The sequence below is a fragment of the Autumnicola lenta genome, assembly GCF_031846515.1.
Lineage (GTDB): Bacteria > Bacteroidota > Bacteroidia > Flavobacteriales > Flavobacteriaceae > Autumnicola > Autumnicola lenta.
In genome coordinates this window covers 1-1933 of the sequence record NZ_JAVRHO010000054.1, presented here as the reverse complement: position 1 = coordinate 1933, position 1933 = coordinate 1, and the positions used below count along the sequence as shown (strand labels likewise).

Below are 1933 nucleotides of genomic sequence, written 5' to 3'. Positions count from 1 at the left end.
TTTATTTCTCTTTATGAAACCCAACAAAATAACATTAAATTTATCCTCCGAATTAGAATATTTTAGTTTAATATATCCTTTTGAGGAAGTAAGGAATGAGCAGAAGGGAAGAGATTTTACATGTTTACTTGATGCCGGGAATGGCGGCAAATTCTGCTATTTTTGAGCATATCAAACTTCCTGAAGACACTTTCGAAGTTCATCACCTGGAATGGCTTATCCCAGATCGTAAAGAAAGTCTGAAGGATTATGCCCTCAGGATGAATAAGTTCATAGAACATGATAAGCCAGTCCTGATAGGAGTCTCTTTTGGCGGGGTTGTTGTTCAGGAAATGAGTAAATACCTGGATGTGCAGCGGCTTATAATAATATCCAGTGTAAAGTGCCGTGACGAATTGCCCAACAGAATGCGTTTTGCCGCCAAAACAGGGATCTACCGCTTAATACCTACTGGTTTAATGAATTATGTTGATCATTTTGAAAAATTAGCAATTGGAGATTTTGCAAAGAAGCGGGCAAGGCTATATCGACAATATTTATCTGTAAATAATAAAATTTACCTGGATTGGGCGATAGAACATATGGTTTTGTGGGAATGTGAGAAGGCTGACGAAAAAGTTGTGCATATCCATGGTGACAAGGATATAATTTTCCCAATTGAGCACATTGGTAATTGTATAAAAGTAAAAGGAGGAACACATATTATGATAATAAATCGCTTCAGGTGGTTTAACAGGTATCTGCCGGAAATTATCCTAACGGGAAAAATATATAATAAAGAAAAAATAGAAGAAAGATCATGAAGTACATAAAGAACGGATTAATAATGGTAGGTGTTTTATGTGTTTGTGCAGTGAGTATTAATGCTGTGCAGAATACTCCAGAATCTACTGAAATTTCTAAAACCAGTGCGCAGAGAAATAACGACAACGAGGCCGGTGAAGAAAAAAGTGTCGCAAAAACTTATGCAATAAAAGCACTTTCTGTTCCTGAAGATCTGGATTTTGCCGGTGAGAGTGTGCCGTTGGAAGATCCTGATGTATATGAGCGCCTGGACAGGGAATTGCTCGTGAATACTTACTGGCAGTCCAATGCATTATTGTTAATGAAACGGGCCGAAAAATATTTTCCTGTAATTGAACCGATTCTCAAGGAGGAAGGCGTTCCCGATGACCTCAAGTATATTGCAGTAATAGAAAGTGGTCTCACTCAGGCCGTTTCTCCTGCACGTGCAACAGGTTTCTGGCAAATAATGTCGGGAACCGGAAAAGACTACGGACTGGAAATAAACGACAATGTAGACGAAAGATATCACATCGAAATGTCTACACGGGTTGCTGCGGAATATCTTAAAAACGCGAAAGAAAACCTGGGAACATGGACATTGGCTGCAGCTGCCTATAATGCCGGCAACCGTGGGATTTCAAGACAACTGGAACGCCAGAAGGTTACAGATTATTACGATCTTCTTTTAGGGGAAGAAACCGGACGATACGTCTTCCGTATATTAGCGCTAAAGGAGATTATGAGTGACCCTGCGAAATACGGTTTTCAGTTCGAAGATGATGATCTGTACCAGCACATTCCAACCAGAAAAGTAGAAGTAGATACAGTTGTTCGCGATTTTCCTGATTTTGCCAAAAAATTCGGAATTAATTATAAAATACTGAAAATTCACAATCCATGGCTGCGCGAAGCTCATCTAAATAATGCTTCAAGAAAGAAATATGAAATCGATATTCCTGAAGAAGGAAATTATCCGGCTATAAATTAAGGAGCACATTTTTTAGTAGATATCGGCGACCTTCTGATGTTGATCGCTAATAAGGTGGCTGGAAATTCCTTCTTCTATAAATTCATAGTTAAGATCAAAAGATTCTTCTGCAGTGGCATTATAAGGTAGATAAATGCTTCTTCTAATATCTTTAATCTT

General features: G+C 38.4%; 2 protein-coding genes. Both read left to right on the top strand.

Annotated elements, in window-relative coordinates; genetic code table 11:
• Positions 1 to 95: 95 nt before the first annotated feature.
• The gene (locus RM545_RS17365; RefSeq protein WP_311496548.1) at positions 96 to 803 is read left to right on the top strand and encodes an alpha/beta hydrolase family protein; all 708 of its coding nucleotides are present in this window, start codon (positions 96 to 98) and stop codon (positions 801 to 803) included.
• On the top strand, positions 800 to 1774 hold the full coding sequence (locus RM545_RS17360; protein ID WP_311496547.1) for a lytic transglycosylase domain-containing protein: 975 nt from the start codon (positions 800 to 802) through the stop codon (positions 1772 to 1774). Before RM545_RS17365 ends, RM545_RS17360 begins: the two co-directional genes overlap by 4 nt.
• The last annotated feature ends 159 nt before the right edge of the window (positions 1775 to 1933 follow it).

Excerpts from the sequence above, each read along its gene's own strand:
- RM545_RS17365 (WP_311496548.1), top strand. The coding sequence starts at position 96 with ATGAGCAGAAGGGAAGAGATTTTACATGTTTACTTGATGCCGGGAATG.
- RM545_RS17360 (WP_311496547.1), top strand. The coding sequence starts at position 800 with ATGAAGTACATAAAGAACGGATTAATAATGGTAGGTGTTTTATGTGTT.